Source organism: Microcoleus sp. bin38.metabat.b11b12b14.051 (assembly GCF_013299165.1).
GTDB lineage: Bacteria > Cyanobacteriota > Cyanobacteriia > Cyanobacteriales > Microcoleaceae > Microcoleus.
On the sequence record NZ_JAAFKD010000004.1, the window covers coordinates 213,798 to 231,030 of the forward strand.

The 17,233-nt window shown below is 44.8% G+C and carries 16 protein-coding genes; 4 read left to right on the forward strand and 12 right to left on the reverse strand.

Translation table 11 applies throughout. The features are described from left to right. Positions 1–39: 39 nt before the first annotated feature. The 5 genes from QZW47_RS06985 to QZW47_RS07005 form a co-directional block, all read right to left on the reverse strand. A complete protein-coding gene (locus tag QZW47_RS06985) occupies positions 40–1,929 on the reverse strand; it encodes a TolC family protein (RefSeq protein WP_293125454.1) in 1,890 nt (629 codons plus the stop codon). Positions 1,930–2,068: 139 nt separating this feature from the next. Beyond that, positions 2,069–3,595, reverse strand: a complete 1,527-nt coding sequence (locus QZW47_RS06990) for a DUF512 domain-containing protein (RefSeq protein ID WP_293125456.1) — start codon at positions 3,593–3,595, stop codon at positions 2,069–2,071. Positions 3,596–3,944: 349 nt separating this feature from the next. Then, positions 3,945–4,199 carry a hypothetical protein gene (locus tag QZW47_RS06995; protein WP_293125458.1) on the reverse strand — a complete coding sequence of 85 codons (255 nt, stop codon included), beginning with the start codon at positions 4,197–4,199 and terminating at the stop codon, positions 3,945–3,947. A gap of 99 nt (positions 4,200–4,298) precedes the next feature. Next, positions 4,299–5,069, reverse strand: coding sequence for a methyltransferase domain-containing protein (locus QZW47_RS07000; RefSeq protein WP_293125460.1), 771 nt, complete (start codon positions 5,067–5,069; stop codon positions 4,299–4,301). Between the two features lie 342 nt (positions 5,070–5,411). Then, positions 5,412–5,969, reverse strand: a complete 558-nt coding sequence (locus QZW47_RS07005; RefSeq protein ID WP_293125462.1) for an adenylate kinase — start codon at positions 5,967–5,969, stop codon at positions 5,412–5,414. Between the two features lie 415 nt (positions 5,970–6,384). Between QZW47_RS07005 and QZW47_RS07010 the strand changes: the two genes are divergently transcribed. Then, positions 6,385–6,819 (forward strand): hypothetical protein, encoded by a 435-nt coding sequence (locus QZW47_RS07010; protein ID WP_293125464.1) that lies wholly within the window; start codon positions 6,385–6,387, stop codon positions 6,817–6,819. 35 nt (positions 6,820–6,854) lie between these two features. Here the strand turns inward: QZW47_RS07010 and QZW47_RS07015 are convergent, their stop codons facing one another. From QZW47_RS07015 to QZW47_RS07035, 5 genes are all read right to left on the reverse strand, one after another. Continuing rightward, positions 6,855–7,373 (reverse strand): hypothetical protein, encoded by a 519-nt coding sequence (locus QZW47_RS07015; protein ID WP_293125466.1) that lies wholly within the window; start codon positions 7,371–7,373, stop codon positions 6,855–6,857. Positions 7,374–7,644: 271 nt separating this feature from the next. Then, on the reverse strand, positions 7,645–7,968 hold the full coding sequence (locus QZW47_RS07020; RefSeq protein WP_293125468.1) for a YnfA family protein: 324 nt from the start codon (positions 7,966–7,968) through the stop codon (positions 7,645–7,647). Continuing rightward, entirely contained in the window at positions 7,965–8,366 is a 402-nt protein-coding gene (locus QZW47_RS07025) for a P-II family nitrogen regulator (protein ID WP_293125470.1), read from the reverse strand. The genes QZW47_RS07020 and QZW47_RS07025 overlap by 4 nt, the downstream gene beginning before the upstream one ends. Before the next feature lie 234 nt (positions 8,367–8,600). Then, positions 8,601–10,166 (reverse strand): APC family permease, encoded by a 1,566-nt coding sequence (locus QZW47_RS07030; RefSeq protein WP_293125472.1) that lies wholly within the window; start codon positions 10,164–10,166, stop codon positions 8,601–8,603. Positions 10,167–10,777: 611 nt separating this feature from the next. Then, positions 10,778–11,680: an undecaprenyl-diphosphate phosphatase gene (locus tag QZW47_RS07035; protein ID WP_293125474.1), complete on the reverse strand. Its 903-nt coding sequence runs from the start codon at positions 11,678–11,680 to the stop codon at positions 10,778–10,780. 315 nt (positions 11,681–11,995) lie between these two features. Here QZW47_RS07035 and QZW47_RS07040 point away from each other — a divergent pair, with 315 nt between their 5' ends. From QZW47_RS07040 to QZW47_RS07050, 3 genes are all read left to right on the forward strand, one after another. Then, positions 11,996–12,607: a thylakoid membrane photosystem I accumulation factor gene (locus QZW47_RS07040; RefSeq protein WP_293125476.1), complete on the forward strand. Its 612-nt coding sequence runs from the start codon at positions 11,996–11,998 to the stop codon at positions 12,605–12,607. A gap of 536 nt (positions 12,608–13,143) precedes the next feature. Further along, positions 13,144–14,073 (forward strand): trypsin-like serine protease, encoded by a 930-nt coding sequence (locus QZW47_RS07045; protein ID WP_293125478.1) that lies wholly within the window; start codon positions 13,144–13,146, stop codon positions 14,071–14,073. Positions 14,074–14,116: 43 nt separating this feature from the next. Continuing rightward, a complete protein-coding gene (locus QZW47_RS07050) occupies positions 14,117–15,178 on the forward strand; it encodes a mannose-1-phosphate guanylyltransferase (protein WP_293125480.1) in 1,062 nt (353 codons plus the stop codon). A 124-nt stretch (positions 15,179–15,302) separates the two neighbouring features. On the opposite strand, the gene QZW47_RS07055 is transcribed toward QZW47_RS07050, so the two are convergent. Continuing rightward, on the reverse strand, positions 15,303–16,013 hold the full coding sequence (locus tag QZW47_RS07055) for a hypothetical protein (protein ID WP_293125482.1): 711 nt from the start codon (positions 16,011–16,013) through the stop codon (positions 15,303–15,305). A gap of 1 nt (position 16,014) precedes the next feature. Further along, on the reverse strand, positions 16,015–17,184 hold the full coding sequence (locus QZW47_RS07060) for an AAA family ATPase (RefSeq protein WP_293125484.1): 1,170 nt from the start codon (positions 17,182–17,184) through the stop codon (positions 16,015–16,017). Between the last annotated feature and the right edge of the window lie 49 nt (positions 17,185–17,233).

The following is a 17,233-nucleotide window of genomic DNA, read 5'->3' on the forward strand; positions in this document are numbered from 1 at the left end:
TGCCCCTAGCAGTCACAGGTCGATCGCCCCAACCCAATTTTACGGAGCATCCGAGAGGTTGTTAGTCGGCAGGTTGCTCACAGCCCGCTGGAGAGACGAAAGCCCCTGGTTGTAGGTAATAATTGCCGACAATCGGTTTCTCTCAGCCCTAGTCAAATCTGTTTCCGCCTGAATCACATCAGTCTGAGTGCCGACGCCAGCTTGAAAGCGCAGCCTCGCCAGACGCAGAGCTTCCCTAGACTGCAAAACCCCCGCCTCAGAAGTTTCGATATTGGCAAAACTCGACTCCAAACCAAAATAAGCTTGTTCCACTTCCCGCCGCACCTGATTGCGGAGTTGGTCAAATCGACTTTCGGCGATCGAGATATCCGCATCCCGCTGTTTCACCCTCGCCCTCACCGCGCCCCCGTCGAAGATATTCCAAGTCAAATTCGCCTGTAGCGCATACCCGCTCGCCCAACCGCGGGCTGAAAACGGGTCTGGGTTGTCAGAAGTTTGGCCCAAAAAGTTGTAGGAACCAGTGACATTTACTTGAGGCAGCCCCCCAGCCCGAATCGATCGCCTTTGCTGCTGGCTGATATTCCTCTGTACTAACTGCTGTTCCAACTCGGGGCGATTCTTAAAAGCCTGTATGATACTTTCTTCCAAAGACAGCCTCCAAGCACCGGCTTGCTCCACCGGATCAGCCGCCGTCAAATTCGCCGACTGGCTGATATTTAAAAGCTCAGCCAGACGCCGCTGGGCCACTCGCTGGTCGCGGCGCGCCACTGACAGTTGCTGCTGTTCGTTAGCCAAATTTGACTGAGCCTGCAACACCGCAAACCGCGTTCCCACCCCCGCCCGTTCCAAAGCCTCAGCATCCCGCAAACTTTGCTGGGCATTTCTCACCGAAGCTTGGCGGATCGCAACTTGTCCGTCGGAGTTTTGCAGGTTGTAGTAAGCCTCAGCAGTGTCGAAGCGGAGTTGCTCGGCTTGGCGCTCCAAATCGAGTTCGCGAAAGCGCAACTGTTCCCTCGCCGCGCGGATGTTGGCATTGCGGCGGCCGAAAATGTCGAGGTCGTAGCTCAACTGCAAAGTGTTATTGAGACTGATGGTGCCGAAATTTTGGGGGGTGGGAGTGTTGGGCCGTGGTTGGTTGTTTGCTGCCGCTGTGGCTGCCGCATCGTCGATCTGGCGGATGCGAGACTGCACCCCAATCTGTCCGCCGGCGCTGACGCTGCGGCTGGCGCCCATTTGAAAAGTCAGATCGGGAAATAAAGCTGCTTGCTGTTCCCGCAGGGCCGATCGAGTTTGTTCGATTTGTTTCTCGGCAATTTGCAAAACTTGGCTGTTGCGGCGCGCGAGGTCGATCGCCTGTTGCAAGGTAATTGACTCAGTTTGCTCGATCCTGACATCCTCGGGCTTGGTCGGAAATTGCAGCGGATTCGGGTTGGGATCTAGGGAAGTAGGAGGCTTGGTGTCGAGAAGGCCCTTGGGAGTGAGAGGGGGGAAACTTTCGAGGGGAGTGCCGCGGGGAACTGGTGTCGGCAAATTCGGCACCGGCACAACATTGTTGGGGTTGCGAGGCACAGGTTGCTGCTGAGCGCCTTTGGGTGCGGGCGTTCGAGACTGCGCCAATTTTTCCGGCTGCTGAGGCTTTGATGTCGGCGAGGCTGCGGTGGGGGGATTTGGTGCCATGTTGTTAGCTTCCCCGGGCTGCGGGGAGTCGGAGGTTTGCCCCATCAGGGCGATCGACTCTCCGGAATCTGCTGCTGGTTCTGACGCTGTGTTCGAGGTCGATCGAATATCCTGCGCTAATTCGATCTGATTGTTAAGGGGGGAACTGTCCTGAGATTGAGCCGGAGGCTGTGCACAAGCACTCTGTCCGGCGTTGCTGAAAGTAATTGCAGCGCCCACTCCGACCACCACGATTTGACGAAAAACACGCATAATTTTTTAATTACTTTGCAATTCTAGACACAATTTTAGAACAAGATTGAAATCTCAAGTTTCTAGTTTGTAGCTCGAACCCGAGACTTACAAGTCACAATTACCGTACTGGTGTTACTTTTGAATGTGCGATCGACATTTACAATTTAACTTCAGCACTTGCCAGACCGATCGCCCCCGAGATTAGTTCCTCTACTCCACTCACAGGCAAAATCCGGGTTTTCAGCGAGCTTTCGAGCTGTTCTACGGTCATGTCGTCGAGAAAACGCGGTTCCCCCTGTTTTAGCATCACCGACGGCAAGAGGATGCCATCTCCCAAGTCTTGTCCCTGCAAAGCTTCCAGCAAATCTTGCCCGGTGAGCAAACCCGTAACAGTGATAGTTTGTCCCCAGTAACGGCTGCACAGTGCGACCATATTGACAGACAAACCGGGAATCTGATTGAGTTGTTGTGCGATCGGCTCAAACGCCTTTTCAACAGCATTTCCCACCACCCAAACCAACCGGCGCGGCGCGATCGCCGGCAGCGGTTGCAGCTTAGCAAAAGCCGTTTCAAACTGCCCAATAAACTGACGGATCGAACCCACACCATTACCAATTTGCGGATAATCTGCATAATCAGCAGCCGACGGCAAATCCAAACCAGCAATTAAAAACCACTCATCAGCCAGCCAAATACAGCCAGATTTTGAATTACCCATTTCCGAATGCGATTTTAAATCTTCAAAATCTTCTCCCCCCCTTAGCAAGGGGGGGTTGGGGGGGGTGAATTTTAAATCTTCAAAATCTTCTCCCCCCCTTAGCAAGGGGGGGTTGCGGGGGGTGAATTTTGCATTCTTTTTCTTCGTCTTTTTTCCACCTTTCCCCTCACTCAAAACCCCTTGAATTTTCTGCACCTGCGCGATAACTTCCCGGGCTTTTTCCCTAGTTACAGCGATTAATTCATCTTCCGCAGGACGAAAGCGAGTCAAACCCACCGGCACCACAGCCACCGATGCCACAGCCGGGATATTTCCAGTATGAAACTTTGCCAAATCCAACAAAGTGCGTTCCAAATGTTCGCCATCATTAATCCCCGGACAAACCACAACTTGAGCGTGAATTTGCAAACGGCGCTCTTGAAACCATTTGATTTGTTCCAGAATCTTCCCAGCCCGAAAATTTTTCAGCAACCGAATTCGCACATCCGGTTCCGTAGCGTGCACAGAAACATAGAGAGGAGAAAGCCGCATTTGTTCGATTCTGTTCCACTCTTTTTCAGTCAAATTTGTCAGAGTGAGATAGCTGCCATAAAGAAAGCTGAGGCGGTAATCATCATCCTTGAGATAAAGAGTTTCACGCTTTCCCGGAGGCTGCTGGTCGATAAAGCAAAAAGGGCAGCGATTATTGCACTGAATTAATCCGTCGAAGAGGGCTGTTTCAAATTCCACACCCAAGTCTTCGTCATACTCTTTTTCTATTTCTAACTTGTGAGTTTTGCCTTTAGCATCTAAAACTTCAAGTTCCAAAAATTCATCGGCACACAGAAATTGATAGTCGATCAAGTCGCGAGGTTTTTCGCCGTTGATGGCGACGATGGAGTCTCCTGGTTCAAATCCCATTTCGGCGCAGATGCTGTCGGGGATAACTTTAGTGATTTTGGCTGGCCTGGTTGATAAGTCGCTCATAAGTTCGCGATAATTTTTGAGATTTAATAAATTATTTTTGACAATTTTTTGTATGTTCGGACTTACGCACGGGTTGCGAGAAACCGGGTTTTTACCCAAATACTTGCTTGAGACAGTTTATCTCGGTTAAAAACCCGGTTTCTTTGTTGGGAGTGGGTTCCTAACTATATATTTGAATATGTAAATATCATTATCACAATTAGCGTCCTTTGTCAACTTTTTATCGCAGCATCGGGCGCAATGATTTGTCAGACTTGAAAATTTTTTGATAGTCACTGTACCGCTGTCTACAATCTGAATTGTTAGCTCGTAATGGAAATTAGAGAATCTCACCTGTAGGGAAACGGCGTTAGACCTTAAGTTGAGAAATGGGCAATGTTTCTCCAGTCATTGCTTGCTGCCAAGATTGGCGAAAGCTGAGACGTGAAAAATCTGTATTTTTCTCTGTTGTCGTAGCTTTATTTTCCAGAGAATGGGTGCGTTGGATGATAGTGGATAGTGTTTTAAGTAGTTCAATTTGTTCCGTCAATGACAGTGACTGAGCAAGGTCTATCGATTGTTGAAGTTGTGTAGTCTTAGTGAATCCTCCTTTTAGATTTTGCATTTTAAGTTGTTACTCACTTCTGATTTAAGTTTAGCCGACTTTCGGAATTAGCAGCATTTAATTTTATCAAAATAAACAATTATTCCTTTTTACAGCTAATTATAACTTTGCTTTCTCGCCAACGATCGCAGCGATGGGAACCGCATAATGAATTTTATCGCCTCGCAAATGTACGCCAATCCCCAGACTGTCAACACCGATATCATCTCTAAACATTTGTCGCAGCTTATCGTCATCGCCAGGATTCGGGAAAGAAGCAGCTAACTGCTGTTCCAGCTCTAATTCTACTTTATAAAAAGCTAAGTTAACATTTTGAATATTTGCATCCGCGACTAATTTGGGCAACTCTTCCAGAGTCAAGGCGCGAGTATGAGATGGATCGCGTAGCTTCTCAATATAGTCGTAAGCATCTACTTTTTCCGGTGGCATCGCCACATCAGCAATCAGAATTTTACCGCCCTTACGACATACACGCACCATCTCCGACAGCACAACATCGGGCCGCAAAAAGTGATGGAAAGCATAACGACTCAGCACAATGGAAAAACTCTCATCAGGAAACGGTAGCGTCTCGATATCGCCTTGTAGCCAGGAGAGATTAGTCAAGTTTTTTTGCTGTGCCAAAATTTGGGCTTGTTCTAGCATTGCTGGTGTCAAATCGATGCCAGTAACGTGACTGGAAACTTCCGCGAAAGCACAAGCCACAATACCGGGGCCGCAAGCAACATCTAAAACTGTATCCTTGTCAGATACGCTTGCCATCTTCATCAGTAAATCCAGAGATTCTTGACTTGTATGGCCGTACAAGTTAGAGAATGGGACAGCCTGACGGGTGAACTGATCGATGATAGATTCGTGATATGCTGTCATGGTTGATGTTGTTGAGAGATTTACTTTTTATTTTAGTCCGAGTTAAGTTTAGCCCAATACGGTTCACTTAACGTTTTTTGTCATTGCGAGCTTAAGAGCGAAGCAATCGCAGAGACTATGACACTTATCGGTTAAGTCAGGTGCGCGCCGAGCAATTATTTTCTTAAGTGAACCGTATTGAAGTTTAGCCGATCGCCCGAAATCGACTATTTAGCGTAATTCGCCCGAAATCGACTATTTAGCGCGATCGACTTGGGGAGCCCGCTGCGTTCTACGATTAAGTAGGTAGGTCTAATGAAATGTGAAAACCTCTTGATTTTTGCTCTCTACAGTGATACAAGTTTAGTTCAGTTGTGAGGCTGCTGCACCATCTTCAAAGTTAAGCTTATTTTCAATCGATGCAAAAAATTGCGAAATCTGCTCAGTCGATGTGATGTGATAGACACTTTTGGTGCTGCGCGCCCGATCGACATATTCGCGATATCTTGGGTTCAAATATTTGTGACACAACCAAAGCACGCGGTAACTGGTAATCGAACTCTTTAATATTGGGCTGTTTTCTGGCCAGCCTTCGGGCGGATTAAAGTAACCCGAGATCATTCGTTTAGTCACCCACCAGAAATGCACGTACAGCGGTAGATCGACAAAAACCAGAGTATCCGCCTCATCAAGTCGCAGCCAGAGGGTTTCCATGCAACCAAATCCGTCAATAACCCATGTGTCAGCCTGCAAAATTTCTTGATGAGCGCGCTTATAATCTTCCTGTGGCACCTCAGCGCCGCCCGATCGATATTGAATCTTATCTAAGATGTGAAGCGGCAATCCAGTGATGTCCGATAATCTCTTGCTGAGAGTCGATTTACCGCCTCCTGTGTTGCCAAATACTGCTACTTTTTGCATAGCTAATTCTCCTTGTAGTGCGACAAAATCATCTTTGCACGGGCAGTTAATAAACACTTGTGCTGAGTTATTATTATAGAACTTACACGCGGGTAGCTAGAAACCGGGTTTTTTACGAAAATCCTTCGTTGTAATCCACAGATTAGGTAAAAAACCCGGTTTCTTTGGCTGGAGCGCGTAAGTTCTGTCAATATTGACAGTCAAATTACCTTTATACCTCTTGCAAAAGTCGTTTTAATCAAATTTTATAACAGGCAAGATGCCTGTTCCACATAAAAAAATGTGGAATAGGCATCTTGCCTGTTCCTAGTTATTTTTGCAAGAGGTATATTGTTATTTTGTGGCTATTTCTGGAGTTCGATCGAAGGTTTTGATGCTAACATTGAATGATTAATTTTTTCCGTGGATTACTGCGATGGCTAAATCTAAAACTTACATTGGCAAATTAAAACCTCGATATTCCTTCATGCTGAACCCGTATAGCGATATCCGGTTGAGCAAGTGTCCGAAGTGTCAAAAACTGACACATCTGCGGAAATTTGCTTTGTTTATCTTGATTGAGGGAGTGGGGCAAATAGTACAGGGGAAAACCTGTCGCTACTGCTCGAAATGCGAGTTAATTATGGCGCATCAAGATGAATTGGAGGGAGAATTGATGTTAGGCTTGCAGAAAATCGCACCGCAGGCGATCGGCAATGAATATTCTGTGATCGGAACCTTCGATAAAAAGGTGTGGGAGGGCAGACTCAAAAATGAAGAAACTGATGAAAAGGAAATATTCAACTATTTGGCTGATTTTAAAACAATGCTGGATTTAAAGGTTGAACCGGGAGGTTGGTATCGAAATTAGGTATCGGATTCCAGGTTTGGCGTGCTGCTGTCTAATTAGCCGATCGACTGTGCGAACAAGTATTTAGCCCGATCGACCTCTTGCCCACTTCCTTCTACAATTAGCAAAACACTACCCTGAGAAATCTGCTGCTGATAGGCTTTAGCTTGCTCTGAAGTTAGTCCCAATCCAATCAAAGCCCCCGCCAATCCGCCCGCAGCCGTACAAATTCCGCCACTCAACAGCGTAAAGCCGATCGCCCCCGATAACATTACTTGTCCCACACCAGGAAGCGCCAGGAGTCCCGCGCCCAATATCAGCCCAGTCGCACCGCCGAACAAATTGCCCAGCAACATTCCTTTTTTTAGCCCCGTTGCAGTACCTGCGATCGCTCCCAATGACTCTGGCGGCAGGTTTAAAGAATTTTCCCGTTTTTCGCAGCCCTCGCCCAGCAAGAACACCCGCGCCAGTGGAAAGCCTGAAAACACCAGATAATCAAGGGCTTTTCCTGCGGCTTCACGGCTGGGAAACGTTCCGAGGATTTGTCGCTGCTGGGTCAAAATTGTGTTAAACATTGTCAGATTAGGATAATTTATTTTTTTTCTGTATCTTTCACTACTATTTTACATAATTTTGGGGAAAAGCAAGGGTAAAACTACCTAGGTGTCAGCTTTTGATGACAAAAAAGCGATCGCCCAGAAACTCCAACAGGCGATCGCAGCAATAAAAATATTAGATTTCAATCGCATAAATCCTTGATTAATCTGTTAACCGCAGATGCTATGCAGATAGACGCAGATTAACGCAGATAATTTCAAGAATCCTATAATTCTCGATATTAGGCTACTAACGGCGAGGTGCATACATAATGACTAAAACGCCCAGCAAAGCAATCCAGCCTCCGAGTAGATCGTATTTATCAGGAGCAATGCGATCGACAATCCAGCCCCACAGAATCGACAGCACAATAAACACACCGCCGTAAGCCGCATAGGCCCGCCCAAAGGTAGCAGGTTGCAGCGTGGGAACCACCCCGTAAACCCCCAAAATAACTACCCCAATTACGGCTAACCAAGGGCTTTTTCCTTCGCGCAACCACAGCCAGAACAAATATCCGCCGCCAATTTCGCACACTCCAGCTACTAGAAACAGCAACAAAGATTGAATCATTTATTTTTCCGAGAATTGCTCAGCGTAGCAGGTTCTTCGATTGTCAAAGCGGCTTCGTTTTCTTCTCCCGTGCGAATCCGAACACTTCGGCTTACCGGAATCACAAACAATTTACCATCTCCAACCGTTCCTGTTTTTGCCGTAGCTACAATCGTATCGACAACCGCATCAACCATATCATCGTTGACGACAATTTCAATTCTGACTTTCGGAAGAAAGTCAACAGTAAAAGGTTTACCTTCCATATCTAGCAGCCCCAAAAAAGCCAGCGGTTTACCTTTTTGCCTGCCGAATCCTTTCGCACCGGTGACAGTCATTCCCTGAATTCCGAGTTTGACTAAAGCTTCCTTCACGGCATCCAATTTAGCAGGTTGGATAATTGCAAGAACTAATTGCATAAATTTCAAGTACCAAATATTAAGGGTTATTAGCCCCCGCCCGATCGAGGGCGGATTGTTTGAGCGGCGAGCGTTGAAATCCCCGTCTTAATAGTTGATAGTTAATAGTCGAGCGTCGGTCGTTGTAACTTGTTAACTGTCAACTGTTTAAAAGCCTGGCTCCAAAGCGGTCAACTGTCAAGTGTCTAAAAACCTCGCGCTTCATCTCTCAACTGTCAACTGTCAACTGTTTAACTATCGAGATTTAGAGGATGAGGCGCTATCGCGCATGGGATGGTTAATATCCGATGGCAAGAATAGTGGTTTGCCTTTGATTAAGCTGTCTCCAATCAGGTAAGCAAATCCTCCTACAAAGAAGGCGATCGCAACACCGATCGCCGTCAGAGAATTTGTTTGTGCACTGCCCGATCCAGTCAAACCGTAGTAGAAAATCCCGACAACCATTAATAAATTAAGGACTAAACCTAATAAAGGAATCACAACAGTTTTGATCGGGTTGTGTTCGTCATCTAGCAAATGCTCTAGAGTAGCAACTAACGTCACTCCGCAGGTGATTCCGTAGAGCATAAACGTGCCGATGTTAGAAACTAACGTGACGATGGTTACGTTATCTACACTCTGCACCGCATAAGCACCAATCAAAGCCGAGAGTCCACTCAGAAAGTAAATCCCCATGTGAGGTGTATTGTAGCGCCCGTGCAAAAAGCCGAATACAGCGGGCAATTCGCGGTCTTTCCCCATCGCATAACTAATCCTAACTCCCGTTGAGAGTGACGATAGCGCCGTTCCGATCAACGCCATGACAACCGTGCTGGCGATCGTAATTTGCAGCAAAAATCCATTCCCAAACAGCAACGTATCTCCCAAAATTTTCGCGATATCGCCGATCGGCGCACCAGACGATAATGCTGCGGCAAAACCAGTTACAGTTTTACCATCAACAGTTGCAGTATATTGGTCTCCGATGAAAAAATTAGCAGCAAAATATTCAAAGAAATAGCAGATACAAGCCTGAATAAATAAAGATAGAATTACACCACGAGGAATATCGCGTCGAGGATTAATTGCCTCACCCGCCATCGCTGTTGCCGATTCAAATCCAACCAATAAAAGAATTGCGATCGTCGCTTGGTAAATCAGTCCCGATAAATCGTGAGGCATCACAACGCTAAAGGCGTCTGCGTGTTCGTAATTCACATTAGGATGACCCAATCGGTAAATAATCATCAACAATCCCAGGAAGGTGAGAGAGCTAATTTGGACAATGTTGATGATGATGTTAATCAGCGTAGAACCGGTAACGCCTGCGAGAGCAATAGCGCCCACCAGCCCAGTAAAGATAAAACAAATTAAGGCTTTGCTGAACCAATCCGTTGCAAAACCAGGGTTAAACAACTGCCCGATGTAAACGACAAGCGTTCCCATAAAGCTAATCATGATGCCGGGGTATACCCAGTAATACAAATGGGCAGCCCAGCCCGTGACAAATTTTGCTAAACGTGCCAAACGAAAATGTTTGTGTTCCTGTTTTGCTAAGATTGCTGCTTCGGCATAGTAGTATGAACTGCCGGCACCAGCTTCGGGGTAAGCTTTAGAAAGCGTTGCATAACAGCTTGCTGTCAGCAGGGCTATACAAGTTGCTAGGGCGATCGCAGCCCACATATTTTTAGCCGAATCGGGCGGGGCTTGCAATTGGTATGTCGTCCACAGAAAAGCGCCCGGTGCAATCAGCGCCATCGCGTTAATCGTAATTCCTACCAGTCCCAGGGTAGGCTTCAGTTCTCCATTAGAGTTGGTCATTTCCAGCTTTTACTTTTGTCATAGTTTGTACATAGACCCTTATATAATCGTGAATAATCGATAAATCCGTATCACAGAATACAATATATTGTCAAACTCCGGTTTGACTCTGCTATAAGCTTTGCTATGTATCGACTACAGGAAATATTGAATTTTTACGCCAGCGAATTTTCGTAAGCATTTAGGTCAAAAAAATTGCAGAGATACTCCGGATATAGCAAGGTTTTCAGCGTAAAATTAAGGTTTTTGTTGCGCCAAGAGTGATGTCACTCTTGTGATGATAAATCAATACGGTTCACTTAAGTGAACCGTATTGGGCTATATATTACGTTTTGAAGTGCGAAATGTGGGCATCAAGTATCCGAGCTAAAGTCTGAAACTAGCCAGGATTTCAAATACCTGATTCCTTATGAATTTTAATACGAACTATCTTGAAATTATGCGTTAATCTGTATTATAATTCTTGCAAGAATAGCTAGAAACTGGTCGAATAGCCAGTTCCAAAATTTAATTAAAAGGAGTGAGGCAAGATATCGATCGGGCTTGCATCTGCGGTTTAAATATTAAGCAGATGCCACACCCTATCCAATTAGATTCAAGTTATTTCTATTTTAACTATTTTTCAATGCTCCACCTAAGATTGCGGTCAAAATCGCCACGCCAAAGGCTAGCCGGTACCACACAAATACCCACGTATTTTGAGTTTGCAGGAATTTCATCAGCCACGCGATCGACAAATAAGAAAATATAAAGGCTGAAATCGTTCCCACTCCCAAAGTTACAACTCCAGCGTCGCCGATTCCTTCTCCCAAAACACTCTTCAATTCCACTAATCCCGCCAGAGTAATAGCCGGAATTCCCAATAAAAAAGAAAACCGTGCGGCGGCGCCTCTTTCCAATCCCATAAACAATCCTGCTGTTAGCGTGGAACCCGATCGCGAACAGCCCGGAATCAACGCCATTGCTTGCCCTAATCCCATCAAAATACCGTCTTGAACTGTTAATTTTTCATAAGTGCGATCGCGCTTGCCAACTTTTTCTGCTATTGCTAACAGCAGCGACATCACGATCGAAGCGATCGCGATGCTGGCCAAACTCCTCAACGGCGACTTGTCAAAATCTGGAACCAATATCTTGATTAGCAGCCCCAAAAAGACTATAGGTATTGTTCCTAAAGCAATGCCCAATGCCATTTTAAACTCCTGCGATTCGTAGTCGCGGCGTACTACGGCATCTACAGCACCAAAAGTTATACTTGTCAAGTCTTTCCGAAAGTACCAAAGCACAGCCACAATGCTGCCCAACTGAATAATAGCGGTATAGGCAACGCCCGGATCGCCCCATCCCAGGGCGATCGGCACTACCTTCAAATGAGCGCTGCTGCTGATGGGTAAAAACTCTGTTAATCCCTGTACAATTCCTAAGATAATCGTCTGCACTATATTGAGTGGAGCGGGCCCGGAAACATCAGCAGCGGGCGTTTGGGCCAGGAGTGCGTCAAGCAAAGCTATCATTAGTTGTGAATTCCCAGTTGTCTGTTTCTAGTAATCAGTTGAATTTAACATCTTGCGCCCTTCTCAGAACCCAGAAGCCCGCGCCAAAACAAATAGTTTTATTGTTGGGTTGTCACTTCCAGCTTCTGAAAATGCGATCGCAAACCGTACTCTCTTTGTCAGTAGAATCACCGTGCGATCGCTACAACAAGCAAATTATCATAGTCTATCCAAAACTACCTTAACCCAGTCAGGAACATTTGCATACAGTTGCTGATACAATTAGGAAAGTTTTTGCATCTGATTTCGCCAGCCTACAGCAACTGCCAACAACCTATGATATTTCCCGAGTACAAAAATTCAATTGTTACTGCTGCTTCTGGCATCCGCTGGCTGCGGAGAATCTTGTCAGCCAGTCTGTTGACTGTGACGCTGACACTTAGCTTGATGCTGTTCATCGGCCAGCAGCCAGCCTTCGCAACACTCACGGACGATCGCTTCGACGGTACAATCTTTGCCCTCTACGCCGGCAACGGTTCCCTTGTCCCTCCCAAAGTCAAGCTGACAGATTCTTTCAAACGCAAAAAACCGGCATTGCTAGTGTTTTATACAGATGATAGCAGCGACTCCAAGCAATTTGCGATCGTCGTCTCTAACCTCCAAGAATTTTACGGCCGCGAAGCCGATTTTATGCCCATAAGCATTGACTCTTTGCCTTCAAAGCCGTCAGAGTTACTCACCGAACCCGGTCACTATTACGAAGGTTTTGTACCTCAAACTGTCATTCTCGACCAATCCGGAAAAGTAGTTTTTAACGAAAAAGGACAAATACCTTTTGAACAGGTAGACGATGCTTTTAGGAAAGTGTTTGATTTGGTACCAAGAGAAAAATCGCTTCCGCTGAAGCGCCGTGTCGTGAATGAACTAAACATCGAATTGTCGAAGTAACAGCTAATAACTAATCGCCAATTCAGGAATTACGCAATTTTATAATATAGGACGAACGGTTAGCCAGAAACCGGGTTTTTTACTAAAATATCTCGTTGCAGCCCGTAATTCTGCAAAAAACCCGGTTTCTCGACTCTGACGAACGGTTAGCCAGAAACCGGGTTTTTTACTAAAATATCTCGTTGCAGCCCGTAATTCTGCAAAAAACCCGGTTTCTCGACTCTGACGAACGGTTAGCCAGAAACCGGGTTTTTTACTAAAATATCTCGTTGCAGCCCGTAATTCTGCAAAAAACCCGGTTTCTCGACTCTGACGAACGGTTAGCCAGAAACCGGGTTTTTTACTAAAATATCTCGTTGCAGCCCGTAATTCTGCAAAAAACCCGGTTTCTCGACTCTGACGAACGGTTAGCCAGAAACCGGGTTTTTTACTAAAATATCTCGTTGCAGCCCTGAATTCTGCCAAAAACCCGGTTTCTTCAGTTGGAGTGCGTTCTGAAAAGTCCTAATTTTTTCACAAAATACCAAGATCCCCAAATGAATAAAGTTATAAAAATATTATTAATGACTATTTTGACTGTACTGTTAGTTTTGGAAACAGCAGAAGCAGGGCGATCGATAATTAGTGCTTTTGGCGATAGCAGTTCCCGCAAACCCCTAGCTTTAGAGCAACATACAGGTGTCGCTTATCTCGAACCAGTGCAGTGTACGGGTTCCCTGTTAACCGGAGGATTGCATATTCTAACGGCCGCCCACTGCCTCAATGAAGGCGGGGTGAAGGTTCCTGCTGGCACGGCAGTAACGGCAAATTTTAAATTACCCAGCGGTCAAGTTACTATCCCTATCAGCAATTATTATATTCATCCTGGATGGACTGGTTATGAATCAGAAGTCGGCAATGATCTTGCTATTTTAAAGCTGAAAAAAGCAGCCCCACCAACTGCGGAACGGTACGAAATTAACCGGAATAAAAATGAAGTCGGTCAGTTGTTTACAAAAGTTGGCTATGGATATACTGGTTTGGGTGCAAAGGGACAAAATGAAAATTCTAATTCTGAGGCGAAACGATATGCAGGTCAAAACCGCTACGATGCGCTAGGTGATATTTTAAGAAATGCTACAGAATCTGATATGTCTGAGTTAGTATTGGGCAGTCAGTTAATTTTTGATTTTGATGATGGCACTGCCGAACATGATACTTTGGGGAGGCATTTTCCGCAATTAGCCGATCGCGGTTTAGGCAAAAATGAAATCGCCACAGCTAGCGGAGACTCCGGCGGGCCCTCGTTTGTGGGCGGGAAAATTGCCGGCATTAGTTCTTGGGGTTATAGCGATCGCGGATTTTTCAAAACAAATATCGGCGATATTGATAAAATTGACAACAACGGCAGTTTTGGGGAAATTTCCGGCGACACGCGGGTATCATTTTATGCGAGTTGGATTGACAAAGTGACAGGTAGAAGATAGATAGAAGGTAGAATTTACAATATAGATGTAAATTGTTTAAACCATGAGTAGAACCTTAATTCCTGTAATTCTGGCCGGTGGTAAAGGCGAACGTTTCTGGCCGCTGAGTCGCAAACAGCGCCCCAAGCAGTTTTTGAGTCTCGACGGTAGCGGCAAGAGTTTGCTACAAGCTACTGCGGAAAGACTTTTGGAATTAGGTAATGGTTGGGAGGATTTGTGGGTGGTAACGTCGGAAATGTTGGCCGATGGAGTGCGGGAACAATTGCCGCTGTTACCTCCCCAGAATTTGCTGGCGGAACCGGAGGGCCGGGATACTGCGCCGGCGGTGGCTTGGACTGCTATAGAAACTGCGAAGCGTTACGGTGAAGATGCGGTTGTCGGTTTTTTCCCGGCGGATCACTGGATTGGGGAACCGCAGGAGTTTATCAAGACTTTGGAGGCGGCGGCGGATTTGGCGACTAAGGAAAGTGCGATCGCCACTTTGGGAGTCAAGCCGAGTTATGCTTCTACTGGTTACGGCTACATCGAACAAGGCGAAGAAATTGGCAGTTTTGGCGGTTTTCCGGCGTATCGGGTGGCGAGATTTACCGAAAAGCCCGATCGTGCTACCGCCGAAGAATTTGTAAACAGCGGTAAGTTTAGTTGGAATGGCGGAATATTCGTCTTTCGAGTTGGCACTGTCTTGACAGAATTGCGAAATCATGTACCGGAAATGATGGCAGCTTTGGAAGCCAAAGGCGCTGCTGCTTACTCCGAATTGCCGAAAATTAGCATCGATTACGCGCTGATGGAGAAGACGCAAAAGGCTTGTGTGTTACCCGTAGGCTTTAGTTGGGACGATTTGGGTGATTGGAATGCGATCGGGCGTTTGCTGCAAGGAGACAAGCCAAATGTCGAGTTAGCAAAACACATCGGAATTGACACCAAGGATAGCATTTTTTATGCAGCGGATGACAATGAAGTGATTGTCACCATCGGTTTAGAAGATGTTGTCGTTGTCAGAGATGGGAATGTGACGTTAATCGTGAAAAAAGACAGAACGCAGGAGATTAAACAGGTAATCAAAGTGTTGGGAGAAGATGATAAATTGAAAGATTTATTGTAAAGAATCGCACCACACTAAAAAAACAGGTTCGTAGTAAGGACTTCAGTCCTTTCTTACCCAAATCCAAAGCAAGGACTAAAGTCCTTACTACGAACCTAGGGAATGAACCCAATTAAAAGCCCACTTACTTATTAGAATCTACTTTCTTCTTGAAATACTGAGCAAATTCACCTAATGAGTTGTTTCGGGCGATCGTTTGATCGGTAATCTCTAGTTTATCGGCAACTTTATCTGAATCATGCTCAGAATATTGCTTTTTTTCTAAATCTCTATCTTTCAGTTTAGGATTGATTTTTTTAACAATATCTTTAGAAAAATTGACCAAATACTCCTTAGCATTTTTTCCTCCCGATTCAGCTTCTATTATCAAATCAGTTTGACCTTTTTGATATTTTTTAGCAAACTTTACCCATTTCGTATCTGTTCTAGTTTCAAGATTTTTTGTAAAATAGCAACAAATACCAAGACAGTCTACCAACAACCAAGCTTCAAGTTCTTGACGTATGAGTATTAACAAACATTTACCTTGATATTGTTCTACAACTCTATTAATTCTATTGATTAGAGAGTTAGGTTCTTGCAATCGTTGAGATTGAGATTGTACACCATCTGCATCAAGTAAAAATATCACTAATTCGCTGTTTTTCAGATAAATATCAACTGCCTTTTTTAGACCATCCCCTCCGGTCTTTTTGATGGCTTGATTGAAAGCTTCTTTAGAACTATCCGAAACAGTTATATTGGAGTCATATAATTTAACAATCTTTTTAGCTATACAGCAAACAGTTTTACTATCAAAATCTGACTCAGGAGCCCAGATAAGAATATTATTCATACTATTGTTCTAAAATTTCTTGTAATAGATGACTGTGATAAATTGCACTACCTACTCCAAAGTCTCTCATCCATTCAGATAAATCATCCCGACTCTTCCCTAACTCATCTACGGGAAAAGCTTGTGTTCCAACGTCATCTCTTTTGCTTAGCAGCAGTACAGAAACATCCGAGTTTATTTCATCCAGATTGAAACAATCAAGTAACTGGGAACTATGAGTTGTAATAATTACCTGTGTTTTTTGAGAAAGTCTTTTTACTACAGATGCAACCTCTCTTAGCAATCCTGGATGAAGATTTCGTTCAGGTTCTTCAATCCCAATCAGTGTAGGTAGCTGATCTTGATGAAGTAACACGTAATAAGCCATAATTCGGAGAGTTCCGTCTGACATATTCGACAAAGGAATCTCTAGACTATCTTTTTCCAATACTTTAATTATTTTCTCTCCTTCTTCGTCCACTAACTTTAAGCTGATACCCAGACAATCATCAAGTTCTTGACTAACTACTTGAAACTTGCCTAAATCATGTTCAGCCCAGTATTGTAAAACATCTTGAATTTCCCCACCAGTGCTACCCAGACTGGGAATGTTTTCTCTGTTTATCACAATATTGTCGCCAATTACAAACATAGAACTACCTCTCATCAACTTAGGATCTAGATCGTAGAAGTCCCAATTTATGATAAATTCTGCAAGTCTGCCAGTAAATGGTCTGTCTCCAAAATCTCCCGCAGACTTTAATGCTAAATTGCCAGCTTTGGATTGATATATCTGAGCATTCCTCCCTTTTTCATCTCGCACTTTTCCAACGCCATTTTTGGCTTCTATTACTTTATGTTTACCTATCAAAAGTTGCTCGCGCGAATAAGATAATTTCCCTTGTTCTAAAGACATAGAAACAGTATATTCGGCTGTTTTCTTAGCTTCTTTGACAGTAATAGAAAAAGTAATATCTTCATTTTCCCCAAATCTCAAGAATCTTTGCATGAACTCCGCAGGAGGAGGAGAGCCAACTTTTAGCATCAAACTGAGAATTGATAATGCCTGTAGAGAGTTAGACTTTCCGCTAGAGTTGCAGCCAACTAAAATCGTTAAATCTTTAAAGTTTAACGTAAGATCGCCTAAGCTCCTAAAGTTTTTAATGTTAGCCGATACAAGTTCAATACTCATAGTTAAACGTAATTTGTAGGAGAATAAATTAATTAAGATCCAACCAGAC